The 20,608-nt window shown below is 70.4% G+C and carries 19 protein-coding genes; 4 read left to right on the forward strand and 15 right to left on the reverse strand.

The annotated features are described in order from the left end of the window. Positions 1 to 11: 11 nt before the first annotated feature. Positions 12 to 1,442 (reverse strand): NAD-dependent malic enzyme, encoded by a 1,431-nt coding sequence (locus tag AB0I12_RS32015; protein WP_359936580.1) that lies wholly within the window; start codon positions 1,440 to 1,442, stop codon positions 12 to 14. Between the two features lie 119 nt (positions 1,443 to 1,561). On the opposite strand from AB0I12_RS32015, the gene AB0I12_RS32020 reads away from it, so the two are divergent. After that, a complete protein-coding gene (locus AB0I12_RS32020) occupies positions 1,562 to 2,554 on the forward strand; it encodes a LacI family DNA-binding transcriptional regulator (protein WP_359936583.1) in 993 nt (330 codons plus the stop codon). A 16-nt stretch (positions 2,555 to 2,570) separates the two neighbouring features. Here AB0I12_RS32020 and AB0I12_RS32025 read toward each other — a convergent pair whose 3' ends face one another. From AB0I12_RS32025 to AB0I12_RS32075, 11 genes are all read right to left on the reverse strand, one after another. Then, the gene (locus AB0I12_RS32025; RefSeq protein WP_359936586.1) at positions 2,571 to 3,578 is read right to left on the reverse strand and encodes a substrate-binding domain-containing protein; all 1,008 of its coding nucleotides are present in this window, start codon (positions 3,576 to 3,578) and stop codon (positions 2,571 to 2,573) included. A gap of 13 nt (positions 3,579 to 3,591) precedes the next feature. Beyond that, the gene (locus AB0I12_RS32030) at positions 3,592 to 4,626 is read right to left on the reverse strand and encodes an ABC transporter permease (protein WP_359936589.1); all 1,035 of its coding nucleotides are present in this window, start codon (positions 4,624 to 4,626) and stop codon (positions 3,592 to 3,594) included. Beyond that, positions 4,623 to 6,158: a sugar ABC transporter ATP-binding protein gene (locus AB0I12_RS32035; RefSeq protein WP_359936592.1), complete on the reverse strand. Its 1,536-nt coding sequence runs from the start codon at positions 6,156 to 6,158 to the stop codon at positions 4,623 to 4,625. The genes AB0I12_RS32030 and AB0I12_RS32035 overlap by 4 nt, the downstream gene beginning before the upstream one ends. A gap of 266 nt (positions 6,159 to 6,424) precedes the next feature. Next, entirely contained in the window at positions 6,425 to 7,927 is a 1,503-nt protein-coding gene (locus AB0I12_RS32040) for an ABC transporter substrate-binding protein (RefSeq protein ID WP_359936596.1), read from the reverse strand. A gap of 11 nt (positions 7,928 to 7,938) precedes the next feature. Then, entirely contained in the window at positions 7,939 to 8,700 is a 762-nt protein-coding gene (locus AB0I12_RS32045) for an endonuclease/exonuclease/phosphatase family protein (RefSeq protein WP_359936599.1), read from the reverse strand. After that, a complete protein-coding gene (locus AB0I12_RS32050) occupies positions 8,697 to 9,356 on the reverse strand; it encodes a histidine phosphatase family protein (protein ID WP_359936602.1) in 660 nt (219 codons plus the stop codon). The genes AB0I12_RS32045 and AB0I12_RS32050 overlap by 4 nt, the downstream gene beginning before the upstream one ends. Next, on the reverse strand, positions 9,353 to 10,357 hold the full coding sequence (locus AB0I12_RS32055; RefSeq protein ID WP_359936605.1) for an oligopeptide/dipeptide ABC transporter ATP-binding protein: 1,005 nt from the start codon (positions 10,355 to 10,357) through the stop codon (positions 9,353 to 9,355). Before AB0I12_RS32055 ends, AB0I12_RS32050 begins: the two co-directional genes overlap by 4 nt. Beyond that, entirely contained in the window at positions 10,347 to 11,330 is a 984-nt protein-coding gene (locus tag AB0I12_RS32060) for an ABC transporter ATP-binding protein (protein WP_359936608.1), read from the reverse strand. Before AB0I12_RS32060 ends, AB0I12_RS32055 begins: the two co-directional genes overlap by 11 nt. Then, on the reverse strand, positions 11,330 to 12,211 hold the full coding sequence (locus AB0I12_RS32065; RefSeq protein WP_359936611.1) for an ABC transporter permease: 882 nt from the start codon (positions 12,209 to 12,211) through the stop codon (positions 11,330 to 11,332). Before AB0I12_RS32065 ends, AB0I12_RS32060 begins: the two co-directional genes overlap by 1 nt. A gap of 2 nt (positions 12,212 to 12,213) precedes the next feature. Next, on the reverse strand, positions 12,214 to 13,140 hold the full coding sequence (nikB, locus tag AB0I12_RS32070; protein ID WP_359936613.1) for a nickel ABC transporter permease: 927 nt from the start codon (positions 13,138 to 13,140) through the stop codon (positions 12,214 to 12,216). Continuing rightward, positions 13,140 to 13,889 carry a helix-turn-helix domain-containing protein gene (locus AB0I12_RS32075; protein WP_359936616.1) on the reverse strand — a complete coding sequence of 250 codons (750 nt, stop codon included), beginning with the start codon at positions 13,887 to 13,889 and terminating at the stop codon, positions 13,140 to 13,142. The genes nikB and AB0I12_RS32075 overlap by 1 nt, the downstream gene beginning before the upstream one ends. A gap of 237 nt (positions 13,890 to 14,126) precedes the next feature. Between AB0I12_RS32075 and AB0I12_RS32080 the strand changes: the two genes are divergently transcribed. Genes AB0I12_RS32080 through AB0I12_RS32090 form a run of 3 tightly spaced genes read left to right on the forward strand, consistent with a single transcriptional unit; the run spans position 14,127 to position 16,487 of the window. Next, positions 14,127 to 15,071, forward strand: coding sequence for a DUF6772 family protein (locus tag AB0I12_RS32080; protein ID WP_359936619.1), 945 nt, complete (start codon positions 14,127 to 14,129; stop codon positions 15,069 to 15,071). A gap of 4 nt (positions 15,072 to 15,075) precedes the next feature. Beyond that, a complete protein-coding gene (locus tag AB0I12_RS32085; RefSeq protein ID WP_359936622.1) occupies positions 15,076 to 15,393 on the forward strand; it encodes a hypothetical protein in 318 nt (105 codons plus the stop codon). Between the two features lie 11 nt (positions 15,394 to 15,404). Then, on the forward strand, positions 15,405 to 16,487 hold the full coding sequence (locus AB0I12_RS32090) for a LacI family DNA-binding transcriptional regulator (RefSeq protein ID WP_359936625.1): 1,083 nt from the start codon (positions 15,405 to 15,407) through the stop codon (positions 16,485 to 16,487). A gap of 48 nt (positions 16,488 to 16,535) precedes the next feature. On the opposite strand, the gene AB0I12_RS32095 is transcribed toward AB0I12_RS32090, so the two are convergent. The 3 genes from AB0I12_RS32095 to AB0I12_RS32105 are packed head-to-tail and all read right to left on the reverse strand — an operon-like array spanning position 16,536 to position 20,559. After that, the gene (locus tag AB0I12_RS32095) at positions 16,536 to 17,681 is read right to left on the reverse strand and encodes a CoA transferase (protein ID WP_359936628.1); all 1,146 of its coding nucleotides are present in this window, start codon (positions 17,679 to 17,681) and stop codon (positions 16,536 to 16,538) included. 47 nt (positions 17,682 to 17,728) lie between these two features. Beyond that, a complete protein-coding gene (locus tag AB0I12_RS32100; protein ID WP_359936631.1) occupies positions 17,729 to 18,739 on the reverse strand; it encodes an alpha/beta hydrolase in 1,011 nt (336 codons plus the stop codon). After that, complete coding sequence (locus tag AB0I12_RS32105; protein WP_359936634.1) at positions 18,736 to 20,559, reverse strand: hypothetical protein; 1,824 nt, start codon at positions 20,557 to 20,559, stop codon at positions 18,736 to 18,738. The genes AB0I12_RS32100 and AB0I12_RS32105 overlap by 4 nt, the downstream gene beginning before the upstream one ends. Positions 20,560 to 20,608: the final 49 nt, after the last annotated feature.

The raw sequence follows: 20,608 nt of genomic DNA on the forward strand, positions 1-20,608 counted from the left end.
GTCCACCGTACTCACAGCGCGGGAGCGTCGTCCGGGTAGCTCTCGTGGGCCGGAGCCTTGCCGCCGGCCGCCTCACGAACGGCGTGGGCCACCATCGTGTGCACCTCCGGGTGGAAGACGCTCGGCACGATGTAGCTCGCGTTCAGCTCGTCGTCGGTCACCACGCCGGCCAGGGCGCGCGCAGCGGCCAACTCCATGTCGACCGACACCTTGGACGACTGTGCGTCGAGCAGACCGCGGAAGACCCCCGGGAAGACCAGCACGTTGTTGATCTGGTTCGGGTAGTCGCTGCGGCCGGTCGCGACCACGGCGGCGTGCTCGCCGGCCTCGGCCGGGTCGACCTCGGGCACCGGGTTGGCCAGCGCGAACACGATGGCGTCCTCGTTCATGGTGGCGATGTCGGCGCCGGTCAGGATGTTCGGCGCGGAGACGCCGATGAACACGTCCGCACCGGCCAGCGCACCCTTCAGGTCGCCGCTGTACTTGGCGGCGTTGGTGTTCTCCGCGATCCAGCGCAGCTCCGGCGACAGCCCGTCGCGCTCCGGGTGGATGACGCCGCCGATGTCGGCGACACAGGTGTCCTTCACGCCGGCCGCGAGCAGCAACTTCAGGATCGCCGTACCCGCCGCGCCCGCGCCGGACAGCACGACCCGCACGTTGCTGATGTCCTTGCCCACCACGCGAAGCGCGTTGTACAGCGCGCCGACGACGACCACCGCCGTACCGTGCTGGTCGTCGTGGAAGACCGGGATGTCGAGCTCCTCACGCAGCCGGGCCTCGATCTCGAAGCAGCGCGGCGCGGAGATGTCCTCGAGGTTGATCCCGGCGAAGCCCGGCGCGATCGCCTTGACGATCGAGACGATCTCGTCCGGGTCCTGGGTGTCCAGGCACAGCGGCCAGGCGTCGATCCCGGCGAACCGCTTGAACAGCGCGGCCTTGCCCTCCATCACCGGCAGCGCGGCCTTCGGGCCGATGTTGCCGAGCCCCAGGACGGCCGAACCGTCGGTGACCACCGCGACGCTGTTGCGCTTGATGGTCAGCCGACGGGCGTCGTCGGGGTTGGCCGCGATCGCCAGGCAGACCCGCGCGACACCCGGCGTGTAGATCATCGACAGGTCGTCACGGTTGCGGATCGGGTGCTTGGCCTCCATCGAGATCTTGCCGCCGAGGTGCATCAGGAAGGTCCGGTCCGAGACCCGGGCGATCTCGACGCCCGGTACGGCGCGCATCGCCTCGACCAGGCGGCCCGCGTGCTCGGTGTCGGCCGCCGCGCAGGTGACGTCGATCCGCAGCCGCTCGTGGCCGGACGCGGTCACGTCGAGCGCGGTGACCAGACCGCCGGCCTGCTCGACCGCGGTCGTCAGCTTGCTCACCGTCGAGCCGCCGGCGGGCACCTCGAGGCGAACGGTGATGGAGTACGAAACACTCGGCAAGGCAGTCACGCGGGTGATCCTCTCACGTCACTGGTCATGCTCCGAGGTTACGTACGTTAAGTGCACGGCACACCTCTGGGTAATCCATTACTCGCCCGGCATACTGGTCGGTCAGGAAGGGAGCCAGAGTGCCGACTGTCAGCGACGTGGCCACACGGGCCGGGGTGTCGACGGCGACCGTCTCCCGGGCCCTGAACGGCAAGCCGACGGTCGACCCGGACCTCGCGGCACGGGTACGGCGGGCCGCCCACGAGCTCGGGTACCAGCCGAACGGCCCCGCGCGCAACCTGCGCCGCCAGGAGGCCGCGGTGGTCGCGCTGATCATCTCCGACGTGGAGAACCCGTTCTTCACCGCGATCGCCCGCGGGGTGGAGGACGTGGCGCACGAGGTCGGGTACTCGGTCGTGCTGTGCAACTCCGACGAGAGCGCGGAGAAGGAGAGCCGCTACGTCGACATCGCCCTCCAGGAACGGGTCGCGGGCGTCATCCTGTCGCCGAGCGGCCCGGCGTCCTCGGTCGCGAAACTCGCCGCGCGAGGTACAGCGTACGTCGCGGTGGACCGGCCGCTGCCGGGACAGGACAGCGACGTCGTCCTCGTCGACACCCGGCTCGCGGCCCGCGAGGCGACCTCGCATTTGGTTGCCCAAGGCTACGAACGGATCGGCTGCATCACCGGCCCGGCCGGCGTCCGTACGGCGGACGACCGGCTGGCCGGATACCGCGAGGCACTGAAGGCCGCGCGGCGGCGCCGGACGACGAAACTCGTCAGGCGCTGCGAGTACAAGGCCGCCGGCGCGCACCGCGCCGCGCTCGACCTGCTCGCACAGCCGGAGCCGCCGGACGCCCTGCTCGTTGCGAACAGCGCGATGGCCGTCGGCGTATTGCAGGCCCTGCAGGAGCGCGGTGTGCGGGCAGGACGTGACGTCGGGCTGGTCACGTTCGACGACGCGCCGTGGACGGCACTCGTCGACCCGCCGCTGACGGTCGTCGCGCAACCGGCGTACGAGATCGGCACCGTCGCCGCCCGCCTCCTCCTGGCACGCATCGCCGACAGCACCCGGCCCGCCACCGCCACCACCCTCGGCGCCCGCCTGATCCCGCGCGCCAGCTCCAGCCGCTGAGGGCAGGACATCTGTCTCAGCCGGTGGGGTTCTCCTCGGCGTAGATCTGGGCCGCGTTGGTGGTGTCGATCAGGCGGGTCGGGAGGATCTGGGACTTCTCGATGGTGCCGCAGTCGACGAGCAGCTTCTTGGCGGCGGCGACGGCCTCCTTGCCGTTCGTCGGGTAGGTGAAGGTGGCCGACAGCCGGCCCTGCTCGACGGCCTTGATGCCGCCGGACGGGATCGGCAGCGCGTCGATGCCGGTGAACTTCATCTCCTTCTCCCGGCCGACCGCCTTCGCGGCCAGGTACGCGCCCTCGGCCATCGGGTCGTTGTGCGAGTAGACGACGTCGATCTTCGGATTCGCCTTCAGCAGCGCGTCCATCTGCGCCTGGCCCTTCTCCCGCAGCCAGTCACCACTCGCGGCGGCGATCACCTTGACCTTCGGGTTGCCCTTGATGCCCTCGACGAATCCCTCGTGCCGTTCGGCCTGCGGTGTCGCGCCGGCCAGGCCCTTCAGCTCCACCACGTTGCCGCCCTGCGGCAGCAGCTTCTCGGCGATGTACTTCCCGGCCTCGCGCCCGATCTGTACGTTGTCGCCGCCGATGAACCCGGTGTACGCGTCGCCCTCGACCTTGCGGTCCAGCACGATCACCGGGATGCCCTTGTCGTAGGCCTTCTTCACGACGGCGGTCAGCGGCTTCGCCTCGTTCGGGCTGATGATCAGCAGGTCGATCTGCTGGGTGATGTAGTTCTCCACGTCCGCGACCTGCTTGGCGTTGTCCTGCGCCGCGTCCGCGAACTTCACGTCGAACTGCGGCACCTCCTTGGCCGCGGACCTGATGTCGTCGTCCATCCGCTGCCGGTACGGCTCGGCGACGTTGGCCTGGCTCATCCCGATCGTGTACTTGCCGTCGGCTCCCTTGCAGGACGTTGACGAGCCCGGCGACGCCGCGCCCGAGGTCCGTTCACTGGTGGTCCCACAGCCGGCCAGCACGAGTGCAGCGACTGCCGCTGCTGCCAACGGAATCTTCACAGAACGCATGACGGAACCTTCCTCACGAGGCGGGGCGGAGTCGCTGCAGCGCGGCGGCGGCAACGATCACCAGTCCCTTGATCAGGAGCTGGATGTTGGAGTCGATGTTGTTCAGGGCAAGGATGTTGTTCAGGACGCCGAGCAGCAGCGCGCCCGCCACCGTCCCGGCCACCGAACCGCGGCCGCCCGCCAGGCTGGTGCCGCCGATCACCACCGCGGCGATCGCGTCCAGCTCGTAGCCGATGCCGTCGTTCGGGCTGCCCTGGTTGAGCTGGACGGCGTGCACGATGCCTGCCAACGAGGCGAGCAACCCGCAGATCGCGAACACGGCGATCTTCACCCGGACGACCGGTACGCCGGACAGCCGCGCGGCCTTCTCGTTGCCGCCGACGGCGTACAGGTGCCGGGAGAACGCGCTGACCCGGAGGAACACCACCGCGGCGATCGCGACCACCGCGAAGATCAGCACCGGGATCGGCACCAGCCCGCCGAAGGTCCGTTCGCCGAGCAGTGCGAACGACGCCGGCGCTTCCTTGGGCCCGTCGCCGTACGCGATCGCGACGCCCTGCCCGCCGGACCAGATCCGGGCCAGCCCGCGGGCTATCTGCAGGCCGGCGAGGGTGACGATGAAGGACTGGATCCCGATCATCGCGGTCGCGGCGCCTTGCAGGGCGCCGAACACCAGTCCGATCGCGAGCACGAGCACGACCGACGGCAGGAAGCCCCAGTCGTTCTCGACCATCAGGACGGCGGACCCGACCGCGGCGAGCCCGAGGACCGCGCCCACCGACAGGTCGATCCCGCCGATCAGGATCACGAACGTCATGCCGACCGCGATGATCCCGATCTCGGACACGGCGCGGACCACGTTCGCCAGGTTGTCGGCGCTGACGAACAGGATCTCGCCGTTCTTGCGCGGCGAGAAGATGATCGCCGCGACGAAGACCGCGATCAGCCCGAAGACACTCTGGAACCGGAAGAGCGTGGCGGCCAGGCTGCGCTGCTCCACCGGGCCGTCCTGCCCAGGCGCGACGGTTCGGTCCTGTACGTCGGTCATGGCATTCCTCCGACCTCGATTTGTCCCATCGCGGCGGCGAGCAGATCGCCTTCGCCCGAGTCCGCCGTACTGAACGAGGCGACGTCGCGGCCGTCCCGCAGCACGACGACGCGGTCGCAGACGCCGACCAGTTCCGGCAGCTCGGACGAGGCGAGCAGTACGCCGAGCCCCTGCCCCGCGAGTTCGCCCAGCAGCCGGTAGATCTCGGCCTTCGCGCCGACGTCGACGCCGCGCGTGGGCTCGTCGAGGAGCAGCAGCTTGGGCTCGGTGAGCAGCATCCGCCCGAACACGACCTTCTGCTGGTTGCCGCCGGACAACGTGCCGACCTCGTCCTGCAGGCGCCCGAACTTCAGCCGCAGCCGGTCGGCCATCCGCACCGACGCGGCCCGCTCCCTGCGGCGCGCGATCACCCCGAGCCGGCCGTACGCCGGGAGGCTCGAGACGACCGTGTTGGCCAGGATCGAGTGGAACAGCACGAGCCCCGACGTCCGCCGGTCCTCCGGGACGAACCCGATGCCGTGGGCCAGCGCCTGCCGCGGCCCGCGCGGGCGAATCGGCTTGCCCTGCAGGAGGATCCGACCCGTGTGGGTGCCGCCGGGCGCGACGCCGTACAGGGTCTCGAGCAGTTCGGTGCGGCCCGCGCCGAGCAGACCGGCCAGGCCGACGATCTCGCCGGCGCGGACGGTGAGCGAGATACCGTCGGGGTCGCGGCGGCCGGGCCGCGGGCGGCGCGCCTTCAGCCTCAGGTTCTCGACGCGGAGCAGTTCGTCGCCGGTGGCGCTGTCGGGGGTCGTGAACATGGTCTGCACCGGGCGGCCGACCATCGCCTCGACGACCTCCGCGGTACTGAGCTCGCGCGGGTCGAAACTGGTCACGATGCTGCCGTTGCGGAGCACGGTCGCGCGGTCGGCGACCCGGGAGATCTCCTCCATCCGGTGCGAGATGTAGACGATGCCGACGCCGCTCTGCCGGAGCTCGCGGATGACGTCGAACAGCCGCTCGACCTCGGAGCTGGTGAGCGCCGAGGTCGGCTCGTCCATGATCAGCACCCGGGCGTCGAGCGAGATCGCCTTCGCGATCGTGACGAGCTGCTGCTCGCCGACCCGCAGGTCGCCGACCGGCCGCCGCGGATCGAGGCCGACGCCGCTGCGGTCGAGCAGCTCGCGGGCCTCGCGTTCCATCCGGCGCCGGTCCACCGTGCGCACCGCGGTCCGCAGCTCGCGGCCTAGGAAGATGTTGTCCGCGACCGACAGGCCCGGGACGAGGTCGAGCTCCTGGTGGATCATCGCGATCCCCGCGGCCTGCGCGTCGGTCGGTCCGCTGAACCGCACCGGCGCGCCGTTGATCGCGATGCTGCCGTCGTACTCGGTCACGTCGCCGGACAGGATCTTCATCAGCGTGCTCTTGCCGGCGCCGTTCTCGCCGAGCAGCGCGTGCACCTCCCCGGCGCCGAGCACGAAGTCCACCTCGTGACAGGCCCGCACACCGCCGTACCGCTTCCCGATCGCCGTCATCCGCACGAGGTCCGGCACACAACACCTCCGCGATTCGGGCGAGTAATCGATTTCCCGGACGCTAGACCGCAGCCTGCTGACCCGTCAACCCCTCACCACGCCAACGGCCGGAACCGTGACCAAGCTTCCGTGATGCGCCGGTGATCGGGCAGCTGTTCGATCTGGGTGGAAGGTCGGGGCGGACCTCCACCACCCACCAACTCGTCCGGCCGACGCGCGACTCCGCCCGCGGGAGCGTGAGCTCGCACGGGCGGAGGCAGTTGGTGAGTGATGGCGGTCCGGGATCAGCTGCCGGCGACGCTCACCTTTGCGAACAGCGGGCGGCCGCTCGGCGGCATCACGAAGCCCTGGACGCGGGAGCGGACGGCGGCGTTGGACGCGAGCTCGGCCGGGAAGATGCCGACGGCGTCGTCCCAGATCGTCTGGCCGGCCTGCTGGTAGAGCTTCGGGCGGGCTGCCTGGTCGACCGACGAGCGGGCGTCGAGAAGCAGCTTGTCGAGGGCCGGGTTGCAGTAGCCGTTGCGCTTCGCGGTGCACACGTACAGGCGGGCCAGGGTGTAGTCGGCGTCACCAGTGCCGGTCACGTTGGTCTGCAGGTTCATGTCCCAGTTGAGCTTGCCGAAGTCCTCCAGCCACTGCGCGCGTTCCTTCTCCAGCGGCTTGACCGTGACGCCGATCTTCGCCCAGTCCGAGATCATCGCCTGCGCCAGCGCGCGGATGTTCGGCCCGCCCTCGAGCGGCCACTGCATCGAGGTGGTGAAGCCGTTCGGGTACCCGGCCTCGGTCAGCAGCTGTTTCGCCTTCGCCGGGTCGTAGGTGTACGGCGACAGCTTCGGCGCGCCGATCACGCCCTGGGCGAGCGGCGCCTGCGCGACCGACGCGAGATCGCCGAACAGGTCCTTCACGGTGCCCTCGAGGTTGAGCGCGTGCCACATCGCCTGCCGGACCCGCTTGTCGGTGAACGGCTTGCGGTTGGAGTTGAACCAGTCGAAGTAGTACGTCCAGCTCGGCGTGGTCGAGTACGTGATCTGTTCGCTGCCCTTCACCGAACCGACCTGGTCCGGCGGGATCTGCGTCAGCACGTCGACCTCGCCGTTCTCCAGCCCGGTGATCCGCCCGGCGACCTCCGGGATGTTCACGAACTCCAGCTTGTTCAGCTTCGGGGCGCCGTCCCAGTACGTCGGGTTCGCGGCGAGCTCGAGCTTCTCGTCGGGCCGGAACGCGGTGACCGTGAACGGCCCCGTCCCGATCGGCTTGTTGAAGAACCCGTCGGTGTCGACCTTGGCGGCCGGCCCGATGAACAGCAGCGTCAGCGAGCTCAGCAACGTGCCGAGCGGTTTGCTGGTCTTCACCGTCACGGTCTGGTCGTCGGTGGCCGCGAACGACGTCACCGTCGAGTACAGCGGTACCAGCGGACCGTCGAGCTTCTTGTGCCGTTCGTACGACGCGACCACGTCCTTCGCGGTGAACGGCGTACCGTCGGAGAACTTCACGCCGGAGCGGAGCTTGAAGACCCACGTCGTCGGGTCCGGGTTCTCCCAGGACGTGGCCAGCACCGGCACGATCTTGCCGTCGTCGACGCGGACCAGCGGCTCCATGATCTGCTGGATTGCGGTCTGCACAGCCTCCTCACCGGCGTACTTGTGGGTGTCCAGCGACACCGGGAACATCGCCGGCGCGTACCGCAGGACCTGTTCGCCGCTGCTCGGCTCACTGGCCGGCGAGCAGGCGGCCACCGCGGCCAGGGCGATGGCGCCGAGCGCCGCCGCGAATCGCTTCCTCAGCACAGGGGTTCTCCTCAAAGCGTGTAGGTGGCGACGACCGGATGGTGGTCGGAGGGGGCGCAGCCGTCGTGGAAGAAGTCGACGACCTCACTGGACCGGGCGGCGAGCGGGCCGCGGGCGAAGATCCAGTCGATCGCCTTGGGGGGTGAGGCGAGCGGTGACAACCGGGTCCCGATCGGACCGGTCGCGACCGTCGGCACCACCGGATGGGTCACCGGTGAGTGCCGGCCGAGGGCGGTGAAGCTGTCCAGGAACCCGGCGTTGCCGAGCTCCCACTGCGGTGGGCCGATGTCGTTGATGTCGACGGTGAACAGGCAGGCGTCCTGGCCGGCCAGCCGTTCGAGGGCCTCCCCGATCGCGCGGGCCTGGGCGATCCGGCGGTTGACGTGGTCGGTCCGCTCGTCCGGGTGGCCGGGCCAGGTGAGGTGCGCCGTACTGAAGACCAGCTCGGCTTCGTCCGGCGTGCGGAGCCGGACCCAGAACAGGTGCGCGTCGGGCGACAGGATGCCGACGTCCTCGGTGCCGTGCTCGACGTACGTGAACAGGTCACGCCGCCACCACAGGTTGCTCTGCGTCTCCCAGCCCGCGGTCCCGTCGACGCGGTCGTGATCGGGCAGGACGTCGTCGAGCAGCTTGCGGGTGACGGGCCGGAGCTCCTGTACGGCGAGCAGGTCCGGCGGACGGGTCGTGAACAGGCCCGCGATCGCGTCGCGGCGCTGTTCGAGGTGGAAGTCGGCCCACAGGTTGTAGGTCATCGCAACGAACGTGAAGGTCATCGGTCCGTCCCGGTCGGCAGGTTGTACGCCGCGAGTCCGTCGAGGCGCAGGATGGTGAGAGAGCAGTTCACGGGCGGGTCCAGCAACATCTCGGCCCCTGGCTGCAGCTGCAGCGCCGACGCGGCCGCGACCCGGATCGGCCCGCCGTGTGTCACCACCAGCACCCGTCGCCCGCGCCCGCCGACCCGCGCCCCCGCGTCCGCATCAACCGCGCCTCCCGCACCGTCGGCCGTGGTTGCGTGATCGGCGAGCTGCGTCGCCGCCTCCCACACCCGCGCCCGCAGCTGCGCGAAGGTCTCCCCGCCGCCGCGGGCCACGTCTTCGCCCCGGGCGAAGGCGTCCACGACATCCGGCTCGTCGGCGTACACGTCGGTGAAGGTCCGTCCGCCCCAGGTGCCGACGTCGATCTCCCGCCATCTCTTGTCGACCCGCACCGGCAGGTGGTCGCAGGTGTCCAGGTACGGCTGCAACGTCTCCTGCACCCGCTGGAGATCGCTCGCGACGATCGCGTCGAACTCGAACGACCGCAGGTACTCCGCGGCCTGCTTCGCCTGCTGCCGGCCGAGCGCGCTCAATCCGGTGCCTTGCTGGCCCTGGTACCGGTGCTCGGCGTTCCAGACCGATTCGCCGTGCCGGAGGAGGACTAGTTCGGTCACGAGGCGGCTCCGGCGAGTTCGGTGGCGAAGTGGCAGGCGGCAGGGTGCGACTCGAGCCGCGTGGTGAGCTCAGGTACGTCGTGCGCGCAGCGGTCCTCGGCCTTCCAGCAGCGGGTCCGGAAGCCGCACCCGGACGGCGGGTCCGCGGGTGACGGGACGTCGCCGCCGATGATGATCTGCTCGCGGGCGGGTTTGTCCCACGGCTTCGGGTCCGGGACGGCGGACAGCAGCGCCTGTGTGTACGGGTGCAGCGGGCGCGTGAACAGCTCGTCCTGGGACGCGGTCTCGACGATCCGCCCGAGGTACATCACCGCGACCCGGTCCGAGATGTGCCGGACGACGGACAGATCGTGGGCGATGAACAGGTACGCGAGGCCGAGGTCGCGGCGCAGGTCCCCGAGCAGGTTCAGGACCTGGGCCTGGACGGAGACGTCGAGCGCGGAGACCGCCTCGTCGCAGATCACCAGCTTCGGCCGGAGGGCGAGCGCGCGGGCGATGCCGATCCGCTGCCGCTGGCCGCCGGAGAACTGGTGCGGGTACCGCTCGGCGTGGTCGGGGTTGAGGCCGACGCGTTCGAGCAGGTCGCGGACCTCGGCGCGGTGCCGGTTCCGGGGGACGACGTCGGGGTGGATCTGCCAGGCCTCGGCGATGATCTGCTCGACGGTCGCGCGCGGGTTGAGCGAGGCGTACGGGTCCTGGAAGATCATCTGCAGCTGGCGGCGGACCCGGCGCATAGATGCCTTGGGCAACGAGGTCAGTTCCTCGCCGTCGAAGACGACGCTTCCCGACCGCGCCTTCTCCAGCCCGATGACGGTCCGCGCCACGGTCGACTTCCCCGACCCCGACTCCCCCACCAGCCCCAGCGTCCCGCCGGCCGGGATGTCGAAGGACACCCCGGCGACGGCCTGGATCTGCCCCACGGTCCGCCGCAACACCGAGGACCGCATCGGGAAGGAGGTCTGCAGGTCCCGTACGGACAGCAACGGAGACTCAGTGGGCATGGGTGAGAGCTCCTTCCGGGTGGTGACAGGCGGCGCGATGGGTGGGACGGCCGGAGAGTTGGCGGAGGTCGGGCTCGACGTCGGCGCACACGGCGTCGGCGTACTGGCAGCGGGGGCGGAAGGAGCAGCCGGAGGGGAGGGACAGGAGATCTGGTGGGGATCCCTGGATGGGGATCAGGCGGTCGCGGGGACCGTCGAGAGCGGGGACCGACGCCATCAGGCCCGACGTGTACGGGTGGGCGCTGTGCTCGTAGACCTCGCGGAGCGGGCCCGTCTCGACCACGCGGCCGGCGTACATCAGGACCACCCGGTCGGCGACGTCGGCGACCACGCCGAGGTCGTGGGTGATGAGGACGAGAGACATGCCCTCCTCGGACTGCAACCGGGCGAGGAGCTGCATGATCTGCGCCTGCACGGTGACGTCGAGCGCGGTCGTCGGCTCGTCCGCGATCAGCAGCCGCGGCGACAGCGCGAGTGCCATCGCGATCATCACCCGCTGCCGCATCCCGCCGGAGAACTGGTGCGGGTAGTCGTCCAGCCGCTTCGACGCCGCCGGGATCCCGACCCGCTGCATCAGGTCCAGTGCCGCCGCCCGCGCCTCGCGCCGGGACGCCCCGCGATGCCGCCGGAACATCTCGCCGATCTGCGCGCCCACCCGGAAGACCGGGTTCAGCGAGCTCAACGGGTCCTGGAAGACCATCGCGATCTCCCGCCCGCGCAGCCCCTTCGCCGCTCCGGGCGCCAGCAGGTCGCGACCGTCGTACGAGATCGACCCGCCGCACACCCGCCCGGCCGGTTTCGGCACGATCCCCAGCAGGGCCTGGGCGGTCACGCTCTTCCCGCTGCCCGACTCCCCCAGCAGCGCAACGGTCTCACCGGCATCGACGTCGAACGACGCACCGTCGACCGCGGTCACCACCCCGCCGGACGTGGCGAACTCGACCCGCAGGTCGCGGACACTCAGCAACGTCATCACAGACTCCTCAGCCGCGGGTCGTACCGGTCCCGGAGCGCGTCGCCGAGCACGCCGAGCGAGATCACCAGGAAGGCCAGCGCGATGCCCGGGATCGTCGAGATCCACCACGCGTCGGCCAGGTAGTTGCGGCCGTTCGCGATCGTCACGCCCCAGCTGGGCGTTGAGGCCGGCGTCCCGAGACCGAGGAAGCTCAGCGACGCCTCGGCCAGGATCACGTGCCCGATCTCGACCGTCGCGACGACCAGCACCGGCGCGACACAGGCCGGCAGGACGCACCGCGTGACCAGCCGCCAGGTGCCGGCGCCGAGCGTCCGGGACGCGTCGACGAACTCCCGCCGCCTCGTCGCCAGCGCCTGACCGCGGGCGACCCGCGCGAACGTCACCCAGTTCGCCACCGCGAGCACGATCACCACGTTCACCACCGACGGGCCGAGCAGCGCGGCGATGAAGATCGCCAGCAGGATCGACGGAAACGCCAGCTGGACGTCCGCGAGTCGCATCAGCACGCCGTCCAGCCAGCCGCCGAAGTACCCGGCCGCGAGACCGATCGTGACCCCGATCGTCCCGGCCAGCACCAGCGTCGCCAGCCCGACCGCGATCGAGATCCTTGCCCCCTGCAACATCTGCGCGAACAGGTCCTGCCCGACCTGGTCGGTGCCGAAGATCGCGAACGACCCGTCGGACAGCCGCGTGAACGGCGGCTTCAGCCGGTCCGCGGTGCGGGTGCCGACCGGGTCGTACCGGAACAGCCACGGCCCGATCGCCGCGGCCACGACGTACACCGCGATCACCGCGAACCCGAACCGGATCCGGGCCGATCCGGCCCTGGTACGACGGCGCACGGCCACCGGGGCCGGCACGGAAAGCTCGACAGTCAAGGTCAGTCACCCGCCAGACGGACCCGCGGGTCCAAGAAGCCGTACAGGAGGTCGACGAGCAGATTGATCACCACGAAGATCGTTGCCACCAGCAAGATCGAGGCCTGCACGACGCCGTAGTCGCGGCGCCCGATCGAGTCGATCAGCAACCGGCCGACGCCCGGCCACGCGAACACCGTCTCGACGATCACCGTGCCGCCGAGCAGCGCGCCGAACTGCAGCCCGACGACGGTCACGATCGGGATCAGCGCGTTCCGCAACGCGTGCACGAGAACCACGATCCCCTCGCCGAGCCCCTTCGCCCGCGCGGTCTGCACATAGCCCTCGTGCACCACCTCGAGCAGCCCGCTGCGCGTCAGCCGGACCAGGATCGCCAGGAACGGCAACGCCAGCGTGATCGTCGGCAGCACGAGGTGCGCCCACGTCCCGGATCCCGCACTCGGCAACATCTTCAGCCCACGGGCGAACACGAGGATCAGCACGATCCCCAGCCAGAAGGACGGCGTCGACTGCCCCATCAGCGAGAACACCGAGATCGACCGGTCCACCCAGCTGTGCGCGCGGAGCGCGGCGATCACGCCGAGCGGAAGGCCGATCAGCAACGACAGCAGCAACGCGGTGGTCGCGAGCTGGATGGTGGCCGGGACCCGTTGCAGGACAAGGCTCATCGAGTCCGCGTTCAGCCGGAACGACTCGCCGAAGTCCAGGTGTACGACGTTCGCCAGGTACGTCGCGTACTGCTGGATCAGGGACTGGTCGAGCCCGAGCTGCGCGCGCAACGCGGCCACCTGCGCCTGGTCGGCGTCCGGCCCGAGCATGATGTACGCCGGGTCGCCGGGGACGAGCCGCAGGACGACGAAGATGATCGTGACGGCGCCCCACAGGACGAAGAGCGAGAAGAACAACCGCCGGACGACGTACGCCGCCATCAGACGCCGCTCCGCAGCACGGAGACCACGCGCCGCACCTCGTCGACGGACCCCGGCTGGATCAGCTCGGCGCCCAGCGCGCCGGCGCAGGAGCCGTCGGCGCCGCGGACCGGGACGGCGACCATCCGCGGCAGCGACGCGACCGGCCGTGAGTTGTGGGCGAAACCGGACACCCGGATCCGCTGCAAGGCGTCGAGCAGATCAGGCGTGCCGGTCACCTCGTCGACCGGCAGCGCGGAAAGGTACGCGCGACCGAGCGCACTGCGCCGCAGCGAGACGGCATGACCGGGCCGAACCGGTGAGTGGCCGGCGACGCTCACGGCCGGGGCGGAGCCGCCGGGCCGCGTTCCGCCCAGCGGCGTACCACCCCGTGGCGGTAACGCGTAGTCGCCGCTCCCACGAGCGCTGCCGCCTGCGACGTCGGCGACCTGGAGCACCAGGCCGGCGCTCTTCGGCAGCGGCTTGGCCAGCACGACCAGGCGACCGAGGCGGGCTCCCAGCTCGGCCAGCGAGTGCTCCGGTGACGCCGGACGTCGCGTGGCCGGGCGGAGGGCGGCGAGGCCGTCCCGGGCGGTGTAGCGGTGGTCGTCGACGCGCGCGGCCAGGCCGTGCGCGCAGAACGTCGCGAGGATCCGGTGGACGGTGCTCTTGTGCAGGCCGACGGTGACGGCCAGCTCCGTGACGCCGTACGGGCGGTCCTCGCGATTGAGCTCGGCCAGGACGGTGAGGGCACGGCTCAGCGACTGCATGGTGCCTCCCAGGGAAGAGGATGCCACCGTGAACGTTAACGGTAGCGTTAATGCACCGTAGAAGTGTGTGATTTACGTGTCAATAGACCACCGTTGCTGTAGGTGGAACGGCCCGTTGACGGCAATTTCCCGTGAACGTTAACTTCACCTAGAGGTCGCGCAAAGAGGTGGGGCGGCGCGCAGCAGGCGCCACCTCTTTGCGGGACCTCTACCATCCAACTTCCTGGGAGGCACTGCGTGACGACATCCGACGTACGCGCCGCGCTACTGTCCGCCGATCCGAAGCTGTCCAAGTTCTCGCCGCTGCCGCGGATCCTGGCCTTCGACGAGTTCGACAGCGGCGCGCACGGCTGGACCGAGCTGCTCGGCAACTACAACGGCCGCGGCGACCTCAGCACCGTCGACGACCACATGCGCGACTTCCGGCCGCCGCAACTGTCGGCCTGCAACTTCTTCGACATCGGCACGCACGGCGCGCTCAGCGGCACGTACGCGCTCAAGCTCGCCACCCGCCCGTACAAGGGCCACACGGCGGTCGCGATCCGCCGGCTCACGATGAGCGGCCGCGGACTCGTCCAGCTGGAGACGTACTTCGCGTTCAAGTCCGAGGCCACCCTCGGCGGCAGCGCCGAGCTGGACAACTTCGGCGACGTGCAGTGGGACGGCAACACGCACCCGTCCGAAGCACAGTTCGGCGCGTTCACGGTCGCGACCGACCTGTGCGGCGACGGCGGCCTGCGGTACCACACGGTCGCGCGCTACCAGAACACCGATATGGACAACCACTTCACCCGGCGGTGGATGGCGCCGACCGTCCCCGAGCCGACGCCGCGCGAGCACTTCGAGGGCAAGGTGAAGCTGGAGTACGCCGCCGACTTCACCGCACCGAACCCGGAGGACTGGCAGCCGTTCGGCGAGCCGCAGGAGCTCTGCTACAACGAGGTCCCGACCAAGGTGAACTGGCACTACCTGCGCTGGCTGGTCGACACCGACAAGCGGCGCAACGTGGAGCTGCAGGTCAACGACCGGGTGATGGACATGCGCGACGTCCCCGTCCCGCCGTACGAGGAACGCTACGAGACGCTCGAGAACCTGCTGAACTTCTACTTCTCGGTCCGCACCCACAGCTCGGTGCGCAACTTCCTCTTCCTCGACTCCGTCCTCATCTCGGTTGATTGGTAGGCCCATGCGACAGTCCATGACGGCGGTGCTGGAACGCGACACCACCTTCGACACCCGGTTCGCCACCGAGCCCTACGAGGTCGCCTGGGCGAGTGAGGCGCGCTGGTTCGTGCAGCACGTCGGCGGCGACGGTACGGCGACGTACGTCACGCAGGTGTCCCCGGACGGGATCACCTGGTGCGACCTCGACGGCGCGGAGTACGTCGTCGAGCCGGGCAAGCTGGTCAGCTGGCCGGCCGCCGGGTTCGGCCACTGGCTGCGGTTGCGCGCTAAGGTCGAGGGCTCGGTCCAGGTACGGATCCACCTGGCCGTGAAGGCGTAAGAGGGGGACGGATGACGGAGGGCCCACGGCCGCGGCCGACGTTGCGGGACATCGCGACGGCGCTCGGCCTGTCGGTGAACACGGTGTCGCGCGCGCTCGGCGACAAGGACAGTGTCAGCGCCAGCACGCGCGCCGCCGTCCAGGCCGAAGCGGCGCGGATCGGGTACGTCCCGAACACGCTCGCGCGGTCGCTCGTGCTCGGCTCGGCGATGACCCTGGGCCTCGTCATCACCAACCCCTCCAACCCGTTCTACGCGCAGCTGATCAGCAGCATCGAGCTCCGGGTCCGCGCCCAGGGGTACTCCTTGCTGCTGCTCGTCACCGACGAGAGCGTGGAGAACGAGCAGCGCGCCACCGAGGCGTTGCTGCGCTCCGCGGTCGACGGCGCCGTGGTCGTACCGGTGCAGGCCGAGTGGGACCACTGGCGCCGTGTCCGGGACAGCGGGATCCCGCTGGTGTTCGTCAACCGTGACGTGCCCGAGCTCGACTGCGACATGGTCGGCGTCGACTACGAACGCGGGTCGTACGAAGCGACCAGCCACCTGATCGCCGGTGGCGCGCGCAGCCTGCTGCTGCTCGAGGAGGACCTGCCGATCACCACGACGGCGGACCGGATCTCGGGGTTTCGCCGGGCGATGACCGACGCCGGGCTCCCGGTCGCGGACGACCTGGTCCGTACGGTTCCCACCCGCCGGTACGACTCGCTCGCCCTGCCCTGGCAGCCGGAGGAGGCGTACCGGTTCGCACAGTCGCTGGACCTGCCGGACGGCATCGTCACCGGGAACGACTACTTCGCGCTCGGTCTGCTTCGCGTCCTCGCCGAGCGCGGCCTTGCCGTACCGGGCGACGTCGCGATCACCGGATACGGCGACCACCCGTACGCGGCGTACCTGCAGCCGCCGCTCACCACGGTCCGCCTGCCCGCCGCCGAGGTCGGCACCACCGCAGTCGACCTGCTGCTGCAACGTCTGAAGTCCGGTGTCGAGCGTCCGCGAAAGACGTTGATCCGCCCGGAGCTGGTGGTCCGGGCGTCGACGGGCGGACGCCCAGCACTCACCAACCTCCAGGACCAGCCGAGTCCGGCGCCCAGCTGAGCGTTGGCTCGGCGGGTGGGGCGGGGTTGGTGAGTGGCTCAGGTCCGCCTACTCTTCCAGCCAGGCGCGCACCGAGTCGTTGTGTTCGCCCAACCGGGGTGGCGGGAGATTGGTCTCGCGCGCGCCGGCGTAGGCGTTGTCGTCGAAACGCAGCGGCGGGCCGGGCAGCTGGATGGTGCCGAGCGTCGGGTGCTCGACGTCGATGAGCAGGCCCTGGGAGCGGGTCTGCTCCCACTCGTACACCTGCTGGAAGTCGCGGACCTTGCCGGCCGGAATCCCCTTGTCCGCAAGGCGTTGCAGCCACACATCAGCCGGTGCGCCGGCGAACGCGTCCTCGATCGCCGCCGTCAGCTCGTCACGGTGCGCCACCCTCGCCGAGTTGGCCGCGAACCGCTCGTCCGCCGGATCGAGGCCGACGATCGGGGCGAACAGCCGCCACAATCCCTCGCTGCCGACCGCGACCTGCACGATGTCGTCCTGGGTGCGGTAGAGCCCGTACGGCGCGATCTGCGCGTGGTGGTTACCGACCCGCACGGGCAACTCGTGCGCGACCGTCCACTTCGTGCCGTGGAACGCGTGCACGCCGACGACCGATGCGAGCAGGCTGGTCCGCACCACCCGGCCCTTACCGGTGATCGAGCGCTCGTGAAGCGCGGCCAGGGCGCCGTACGCGCCGTACATCCCGGCCAGCAGGTCGGCGATCGGCGCACCGACCTTGGTCGGCTCGGTCTCGCCGGTGATGCTCATCAGGCCGCCCTCGCCCTGGGCGATCTGGTCGTACCCCGCCCGGCCGCCTTCGGGGCCGTCGTGACCGAACCCGGTGATCGAGAGGATCACCAGACCGGGGTTCAGCTCGTGCAGCCGCTCGGTGGAGAAGCCGAGCCGGTCCAGGACGCCGGGCCGGAAGTTCTCCAGCAGGATGTCGGCCTTCCGGACCAGCTTGGTCAGGAACTCCTTGCCCGCGTCCGACTTCAGGTCGGCGGTCACCGACTCCTTGTTCCGGTTCGCCGACAGGTAGTACGTCGACTCGCCGTCCACGAACGGCGGCCCCCAGCCGCGGCTGTCGTCCCCGCCGTCCGGCGTCTCGACCTTGATCACGCGCGCGCCGAGATCCCCCAGCATCATCGCCGCGTGCGGACCGGCCAGCGCGCGGGTCAGATCGACGACCACAACATCGGAGAGAAGGTTCTGCACGAGGTCGAGAGTAGGCGAGGACGCCGCGGCGGGCCGTGACGCGACTCTCAGGCGATCACCTTGCGCGCCAGGGACGCGAGGCGGTGCGTGACGTCTCGGGGACGCTCCTGCATGAGCATGTGCCCGGCGCCCGGGTAGATCCACAGGCGGGCACTCGGGAGTTGCGCGGCGATCCGGTTCGCGTGCCGCGGCGGGAGCAGCCGGTCGCGGGTGCCGTGCATGATCTCCACGGGCAGCTCTTCGAGTACCTTCAGCGCGTCCCCGCGGTCGTGCTCGAGCATGGTCTCGAAGAACCCGCCGTACGACGCACCGGGCACCACCGCCAGATCCGCCATGAACAGGTCCACCTCGGCCGGATCCGGCTTCTTCCCGAACACCACCCGCCGCAACGCCGGCCGCTGCAGACCAGCGGCAACCGCCGCGGCCCGCCGCGCGGCGGTCTGCGCCCTGGCCGCCGCACCAGCCGTCCCGGCCTCGCGCGCTTCGGCTGCCGCCTTCCGGGCCAGAGCTTCTGCCTTGCGGGCGTCGCGGCGGTCGATGCTCCGGCCTACCGCGTTCAGCACCCGCGGCGCGATTCGGCTGGCCGCGGGGTCGAACCTCGTGGGGAGGCCGAGGGCGCCTTCGGTGAGGTGGCCGCAGGTGGTGCTGACCAGGGCCGCGGCGCGGATCCGGGAACCGAACAGCTCCGGGCGCCGGTCGGCGGCCGCCATCAGCGTCATCCCGCCCATCGAGTGCCCGGCGTACACGACCGGGCCGGCACCGACGACCTCGTCGAGAACGGTGGCCAGGTCGTCGGCGAGCTGATCGAGACGCGTCGTCCCGGCCGGTGCCGCGTCCGAGCGTCCGTGGCCGCGGTGGTCATAGGTGACGACGCGAACGGCGTCCGGTCCGAGGATCTGCGGCAGGCTCTCGACCTGGTTGTGCCACGAACGCGTCGAGCACGTCCACCCGTGCACCAGCAGCACCGTCACCGGTGCGTCGGCCGGCCCGGCGACCTCGACGTTCAGCCGCACTCCGTCCGGAGTCGTGACCCCGGAGCGCTCCAACTGGATCGTCACGCAGTCTCCCGTTCCCGTTCACCTTCGGCCAGATGGGCTGCTCGCATCCGCCCACCGCGGGCGCCGCGCCCGACCAGCCAGGCGATCCCGATCACCTCGAGCAGTCCGACCACCGCGAGCAGGGCGTACCCGGCGTTCCACATCCATCGTGGCACGTCGGTCCGCTCCTCGCGCCGCAGCACCTGCTGCTCGTCGACGAACTCGACCGTCTGCCCGTTCGACACCTGGATCGCGGGCTTCTCGATCGCCGGGTCCTCCGGCGCGTACACCCAGCTCGCCACCATGTCCCGCCGACCCTGATGCAGCCGGATCATCGACTTCCACTTCCCGTACATCGGCAGCGGGTCCGCCGACCGGTACGTGCCATCGGCAACCTTCTCCATCGGGTGGAACACCAGCCCGCCGCCCTGCCAGGCCAGCGCCTCGAACCAGCGCGCGCCGTCGGCCGCATCGGCGGGCGTGAGAGTGATCGTGACGTACGCCGTCGGCTCGGCCCCCGTGGCCACCCGCTCCAACGACACGACCCCGGACACACCCGCATCCGCCGTCCGCGGCACGCAGAAGAACACCGTCGCCACTACCGCGACCAGTCCGACCGCGCCCAGTTGATGGGTCCGCCGGACCGCGACCGGGCGGATGTGCTTGATCCCGATCGCCCGCTCCTCGCCGGCCACCTCGGCGTACCGGGTCGCGAGCCAGGCCCCGATCAGGCCGGCGCCGGCGCCGACGACCACGCTGTACCCGATCGCGGACGGCAGCACTGACGACGGCCAGGCGATCGGCATCCAGATGTGGCTCCAGGCGTACTCCGCGACCACGCCGACGGTCCCGATCAGCAGGCCGGCGACGGCGCCGAGCCGGAAGCGGTTCTTGTTGCCGAGGGCAAACGCCACGGCCTCGACCAGCAGCGCCTCGACGACCAGCAGCGGGAAGTGCCCGACGATCTCGCCGAGCGGCTCGGCCACCGCCCAGGCGATCCCGCCGCGGATCACCAGGTACACAGCCAGCGCGGCGAACGTCGTCCCCGGACCGCGCCGCGCGCGCAGGATCGTGAACGCCATCGCGGCGCCGAACACGATCAGCAGCGGCTGCAGGATCAGCGGGAACTGCGGTACCCCGTAGTTGAACTCGGTGCTGAACAGGTCCCAGGCGATCAGCAGCGCGCCGACCGACACGATCTCCTGGAACAGCCGCCGCTTGTTCGGCCCGGCCAGCTGCTCGACCTCGGCGATCGCGAGCAGCCGCGCGAAGATCGAGAACACCACGCCGCCGATCATCAGCAGGTGGGTCGGTCCCCAGAGCGTGACGTCCTCGCCGAACAGCCGGTGCCAGACGTCGTCGAGCGGGAAGCCGACCAGCGCGAACGTGCCGCAGACCGTGACGAGCGCCGCGCTGCACGGGATCCGCCAGCCGCGGGTGAGCTTGATCGTCCGGGCAGGCAGCGGCTTGCCGGCGAGCGCGATCGGCAGCACGCCGGACACGATCACGCCGAGGATGCCGAAGAAGATCGGGTAGTGCGCCGGCGTACCGAACGGGCCGGTGTCACGCCCGCGGTCGATGTGCACCGCGATGTCCCACCAGACACCGAACGCGCAGGCGAGCAGCGAGACGGCGTGCAGGTACGGCGTCAGCGCGGCCCATCGGGGGACTCCATCCAGTCTCCCGATGGTGTCCGCGAACCGTCCTACCAGCGTGACGTGGCCGGTGCGTTCGCGCCACAGCAGCACGGCGAGTGCGAGGTAGAGCACCGACACGACGCCGGTGACGATCGCGATCTGGTCGAACGTCGCCGTACCGGTGGTCGCCAGCGGGATCGCCATGGAACTCCTTCACGACATGAGGCATGCGCCATGGTGCATGTTACATCTA

The organism is Kribbella sp. NPDC050459, assembly GCF_040655315.1.
GTDB lineage: Bacteria > Actinomycetota > Actinomycetes > Propionibacteriales > Kribbellaceae > Kribbella.

What these genes read in the sequence shown, in the direction of transcription:
- AB0I12_RS32025 (WP_359936586.1), bottom strand. Translation starts at nt 3,578, where the DNA reads ATGCGTTCTGTGAAGATTCCGTTGGCAGCAGCGGCAGTCGCTGCACTC.
- AB0I12_RS32030 (WP_359936589.1), bottom strand. Translation starts at nt 4,626, where the DNA reads ATGACCGACGTACAGGACCGAACCGTCGCGCCTGGGCAGGACGGCCCG.
- AB0I12_RS32045 (WP_359936599.1), bottom strand. Translation starts at nt 8,700, where the DNA reads ATGACCTTCACGTTCGTTGCGATGACCTACAACCTGTGGGCCGACTTC.
- AB0I12_RS32055 (WP_359936605.1), bottom strand. Translation starts at nt 10,357, where the DNA reads ATGCCCACTGAGTCTCCGTTGCTGTCCGTACGGGACCTGCAGACCTCC.
- AB0I12_RS32060 (WP_359936608.1), bottom strand. Translation starts at nt 11,330, where the DNA reads ATGACGTTGCTGAGTGTCCGCGACCTGCGGGTCGAGTTCGCCACGTCC.
- nikB (WP_359936613.1), bottom strand. Translation starts at nt 13,140, where the DNA reads ATGGCGGCGTACGTCGTCCGGCGGTTGTTCTTCTCGCTCTTCGTCCTG.
- AB0I12_RS32075 (WP_359936616.1), bottom strand. Translation starts at nt 13,889, where the DNA reads ATGCAGTCGCTGAGCCGTGCCCTCACCGTCCTGGCCGAGCTCAATCGC.
- AB0I12_RS32085 (WP_359936622.1), top strand. Translation starts at nt 15,076, where the DNA reads ATGCGACAGTCCATGACGGCGGTGCTGGAACGCGACACCACCTTCGAC.
- AB0I12_RS32090 (WP_359936625.1), top strand. Translation starts at nt 15,405, where the DNA reads ATGACGGAGGGCCCACGGCCGCGGCCGACGTTGCGGGACATCGCGACG.
- AB0I12_RS32105 (WP_359936634.1), bottom strand. Translation starts at nt 20,559, where the DNA reads ATGGCGATCCCGCTGGCGACCACCGGTACGGCGACGTTCGACCAGATC.